Source organism: Burkholderia sp. LMG 13014 (assembly GCF_905232215.1).
In the GTDB taxonomy this organism is placed as follows: domain Bacteria; phylum Pseudomonadota; class Gammaproteobacteria; order Burkholderiales; family Burkholderiaceae; genus Burkholderia.
The window spans coordinates 1-4,588 of the sequence record NZ_CAJNKE010000478.1 but is presented as its reverse complement, the minus strand read 5'-3'; the positions used below and the strand labels follow the sequence as shown (position 1 = coordinate 4,588).

The window sequence follows — 4,588 nt, the reverse complement described above, 5'->3', positions numbered from 1 at the left end:
GGACGCGTGCGTGAGCCGGGATCAGCGCGCGGCGCTCATGCGAGCGGCGCGTCGTTCGGTGCCGCATAGCGCGCGTTGATCGCGTCGCTCATCGCGAAGTCGAACGACAGCCCCTTCGGCGGCACCGGCGTCATGAACCACGTGTCGTAGAGCGCGTCGATCTCGCCACGCTTCATCGACTGCGCGAGCACGCCGTCGACGAGCGCCTTGAACTGCGGATCGTCCTTGCGCTTCATGAACCCGCAGGCTTCCGACGATTGCGGCGTGCCGACGATCTGCCCGTCGGCCGGCTTCGCGGCGCGCTGGCGCACGCCCGCGAGCAGCACGTCGTCCATCATGTACGCGGCCGCGCGGCACGATTCGAGCGTGAGACGTCCTTCGCCGCAATCCTTCGCGCTGATGTGATCTGAATGTTGCCAAAAACAAAATAAATGCAACAAATATTAAGCGCCGGATCACATGGGCCGATCCGGCGGGCCGTACCGGGCATCAGGGAAACTCCCAAGTCGAAATCGGTGAAATACGGGTTGTCTAGACAAGTTGGCGTGGCTACACTTCAATCCATTCCGAACTTGTCTAGACAGGATTGCTCACATGATTACGTTGACCCCCGGCCACCTGACCCTCCCGCAACTGCGCCAGATCGCACGTGAATCCGTGCAGCTCGCGCTCGACCCGGCCAGCTTCGCGAAGATCGACGCCGGCGCGAAGGCTGTCGCCGACATCGCCGCGAAGGGCGAGCCGGCCTACGGCATCAACACCGGCTTCGGCCGCCTGGCCAGCACGCACATCCCGCGCGACCAGCTCGAACTGCTGCAGAAGAACCTCGTGCTGTCGCACGCGGTCGGCGTGGGCGAGCCGATGGCACGCTCGTCGGTGCGTCTGCTGATGGCGCTGAAGCTGTCGAGCCTCGGCCGCGGCCACTCGGGCATCCGTCGTGAAGTGATGGACGCGCTGATCAAGCTGTACAACGCGGATGTCCTGCCGCTGATCCCGGTGAAGGGCTCGGTCGGCGCATCGGGCGACCTCGCGCCGCTCGCGCACATGTCGGCCGTGCTGCTGGGCGTCGGCGAAGTGTTCATCCGCGGCGAGCGTGCAAGCGCGATCGACGGTCTGCGCGTCGCGGGCCTCGCGCCGATGACGCTGCAGGCGAAGGAAGGCCTCGCGCTGCTGAACGGCACGCAGGCATCGACCGCGCTGGCGCTCGACAACATGTTCGCGATCGAAGACCTGTACCGCACCGCGCTCGTCGCGGGTGCGCTGTCGGTCGACGCGGCAGCCGGCTCGGTGAAGCCGTTCGACGCACGCATTCATGAACTGCGCGGCCATCAAGGCCAGATCGACGCAGCTGCGTCGTATCGCGACCTGCTCGAAGGTTCGCCGATCAACCAGTCGCACCGCGATTGCGACAAGGTGCAGGATCCGTACAGCCTGCGTTGCCAGCCGCAGGTGATGGGCGCGTGTCTGGACCAGATGCGCCATGCAGCCGACGTGCTGCTGGTCGAAGCGAACGCCGTGTCGGACAACCCGCTGATCTTCCCGGATACCGGCGAAGTGCTGTCGGGCGGCAACTTCCACGCGGAACCCGTCGCGTTCGCAGCCGACAACCTCGCGCTCGCCGCATCGGAAATCGGTGCACTGGCCGAACGCCGCATCGCACTGCTGATCGACGCGACGCTGTCGGGCCTGCCCCCGTTCCTCGTGCGGGACGGCGGCGTGAACTCGGGCTTCATGATCGCGCACGTGACGGCTGCCGCACTCGCATCGGAAAACAAGACGCTCGCGCACCCGGCATCGGTCGACTCGCTGCCGACCTCCGCGAACCAGGAAGACCACGTGTCGATGGCGACGTTCGCCGCGCGCAAGCTCGCCGACATCGCGGACAACACGAAGCACATCCTCGCCATCGAACTGCTGGCCGCCGCGCAAGGCGTCGACCTGCGCGCGCCGTACCACACGAGCCCGAAGCTGGCGCCCGTGATGGAAACGATCCGCGGCAAGGTCGCGCACTACGAGCTCGACCACTACTTCGCGCCGGACATCGCCGTGATCGCGAAGCTGGTCGGCGAGCGCGCGTTCGCGAAGGTTGCGCCGTTCTCGTTCGCATCGGAACAGTAAGCCCATGAGCGCGCCGGTCTACCAGGAGATCAAGGACTTCATCCTGGGCCGTATCCACGCAGGCGAGTGGGAGGAGGGCGACCAGGTGCCGTCCGAGAACGAGCTGGCGCGCGAATTCAAGGTGGCGCGCATGACCGTCAACCGCGCGCTGCGCGAGTTGACGGCCGAGCAGGTGCTCACGCGCATGAAGGGCGCGGGCACCTACGTCGCGCGGCCGAAGTACGAGTCGACGCTGGTGGCGATTCGCAGCATCTCGGAGGAAGTCGGTGCACGCGGGCATGCGTATCACGCCAGCGTGCTCGGCCTCGACACGATCCGCGCCGACGAGGCGCTCGCCGACGAGATGCAGGTGGCCGTACGCACGAAGCTGTTTCATTCGCAGGTGCTGCACTTCGAGAATGACGAGCCCGTGCAGCTCGAAGAACGATGGGTGAATCCGGCGGTCGCGCCGGATTACGCCGAGCAGGATTTCACGAACACGACGCCGAACCTGTACCTGATGCGCGCGGCTCCGCTGCAGCGCGTCGAGTACCGGATCGAAGCGGCGGCCCCGGCGCCGGAACGGCGCGAGCAGCTGCGGATGGACGACGTCGAGCCGTGTCTGGTTTTACATCGACGCACCTGGTCGCAGGGCGTCGTCGCCTCGGTGGCGAATCTGTGGCATCCCGGCAGCCGATACCGCTTCACCGGGCATTTCTGATTCCTATTTGATAGTCATTTTCCTTCGGGAGCAGTCGTCATGAACCATCCGAAACACATCGATCCCCGTCTCGATCCGACGCGCACGATCCGCGCGCCGCGTGGCAACGAGAAAGTCTGCAAGACCTGGCTGGCCGAAGCGGCCTACCGGATGATCCAGAACAACCTCGACCCGGAAGTCGCCGAGCATCCGCATGCGCTCGTCGTGTACGGCGGCATCGGCCGCGCGGCGCGCAACTGGGAATGCTACGACCAGATCCTCGCATCGCTGAAGGATCTCGAAGAGAACGAGACGCTGCTGATCCAGTCGGGTAAGCCGGTCGGTGTGTTCCGCACGCACAAGGATGCGCCGCGCGTGCTGCTCGCGAACTCGAACCTCGTGCCGCACTGGGCGAACTGGGATCACTTCCACGAGCTCGACCGCAAGGGCCTGATGATGTACGGCCAGATGACGGCCGGCAGCTGGATCTACATCGGCAGCCAGGGCATCGTTCAGGGTACCTATGAAACGTTCTTCTCGGTCGCGAACCAGCACTTCAACGGGGATCCGTCGGGCCGCTGGATCCTGACGGGCGGCCTGGGCGGCATGGGCGGCGCGCAGCCGCTCGCGGCAACGATGGCCGGCTTCTCGATGATCGCGGTCGAATGCGACGAGACGCGCATCGACTTCCGCCTGAAGACGCGCTACGTCGACAAGAAGGCGACGACGCTCGACGAAGCGCTCGGCATGATCGAGGAAGCGAAGCGCACCGGCAAGCCGGTGTCGATCGGCCTGCTCGGCAACGCGGCCGACGTGTTCCCGGAACTCGTCAAGCGCGGCATCACGCCGGATTGCGTGACCGACCAGACGAGCGCGCACGACCCGATCAACGGCTACCTGCCGCAAGGCTGGACCGTCGCGCAATGGCGCGAAGCGCAGAAGGTCGATCCGCAGAGCATCGTGAAGGTCGCGAAGCAGTCGATGGCCGTGCAGGTGCAGGCGATGCTGGATCTGCAGGAACGCGGCGCGGCGACGCTCGACTACGGCAACAACATCCGCCAGATGGCGCTGGAAATGGGCGTCGAGAACGCGTTCGACTTCCCGGGCTTCGTGCCGGCGTACATCCGCCCGCTGTTCTGCGAAGGCAAGGGCCCGTTCCGCTGGGTCGCGCTGTCGGGCGATCCGGAAGACATCTACAAGACCGACCAGAAGGTGAAGGAGCTGATCCCCGACGATCCGCACCTGCACAACTGGCTCGACATGGCACGTGAACGCATCGCGTTCCAGGGCCTGCCGGCGCGTATTTGCTGGGTCGGCGTGAAGGATCGCTATCGCCTCGGCCAGGCGTTCAACGAGATGGTCAAGAACGGCGAACTGAAGGCCCCGATCGTGATCGGCCGCGACCACCTCGACACCGGCTCGGTCGCCAGCCCGAACCGCGAGACGGAATCGATGAAGGATGGTTCGGACGCCGTGAGCGACTGGCCGCTGTTGAACGCACTGCTGAATACCGCAGGCGGCGCATCGTGGGTGTCGCTGCATCATGGCGGCGGCGTCGGCATGGGCTTCTCGCAGCACTCGGGCGTCGTGATCGTCGCCGACGGTACCGCCGAAGCGCACGAGCGTCTCGGCCGCGTGCTGCTGAACGACCCGGCGACGGGCGTGATGCGCCATGCGGATGCCGGCTACGAACTCGCGCAGCAGACGGCCCGCGAAGCCGGCCTGAAGCTGCCGATGCTCGGCCGCTGAGCATGACGGCGCTCCACCAGGCGCCGGCTCGGTCAGCAGCCC

Annotated in this window: 3 protein-coding genes and 1 pseudogene; 3 read left to right on the top strand and 1 reads right to left on the bottom strand. The window is 66.0% G+C overall.

All coding sequences use genetic code 11. From position 1 onward, the window contains the following. Positions 1-35: 35 nt before the first annotated feature. Positions 36-401 (bottom strand): annotated as a pseudogene (locus tag JYJ84_RS29080) (amino acid ABC transporter substrate-binding protein); the annotation flags it as partial. Between the two features lie 193 nt (positions 402-594). Between JYJ84_RS29080 and hutH the strand changes: the two are divergent. From hutH to hutU, 3 genes are read left to right on the top strand one after another with little or no spacing between them, the layout of a single operon-like run. Then, positions 595-2,118, top strand: a complete 1,524-nt coding sequence (gene hutH, locus JYJ84_RS29075; RefSeq protein ID WP_122945837.1) for a histidine ammonia-lyase — start codon at positions 595-597, stop codon at positions 2,116-2,118. A gap of 4 nt (positions 2,119-2,122) precedes the next feature. After that, positions 2,123-2,818: a histidine utilization repressor gene (hutC, locus tag JYJ84_RS29070; RefSeq protein ID WP_011352609.1), complete on the top strand. Its 696-nt coding sequence runs from the start codon at positions 2,123-2,125 to the stop codon at positions 2,816-2,818. A 39-nt stretch (positions 2,819-2,857) separates the two neighbouring features. Then, positions 2,858-4,546 carry a urocanate hydratase gene (hutU, locus tag JYJ84_RS29065; RefSeq protein WP_122945836.1) on the top strand — a complete coding sequence of 563 codons (1,689 nt, stop codon included), beginning with the start codon at positions 2,858-2,860 and terminating at the stop codon, positions 4,544-4,546. Positions 4,547-4,588: the final 42 nt, after the last annotated feature.

Bases quoted from the DNA above. Each gene is read 5' to 3' on its own strand.
- hutH (WP_122945837.1), top strand. From the start codon at position 595: ATGATTACGTTGACCCCCGGCCACCTGACCCTCCCGCAACTGCGCCAG.
- hutC (WP_011352609.1), top strand. From the start codon at position 2,123: ATGAGCGCGCCGGTCTACCAGGAGATCAAGGACTTCATCCTGGGCCGT.
- hutU (WP_122945836.1), top strand. From the start codon at position 2,858: ATGAACCATCCGAAACACATCGATCCCCGTCTCGATCCGACGCGCACG.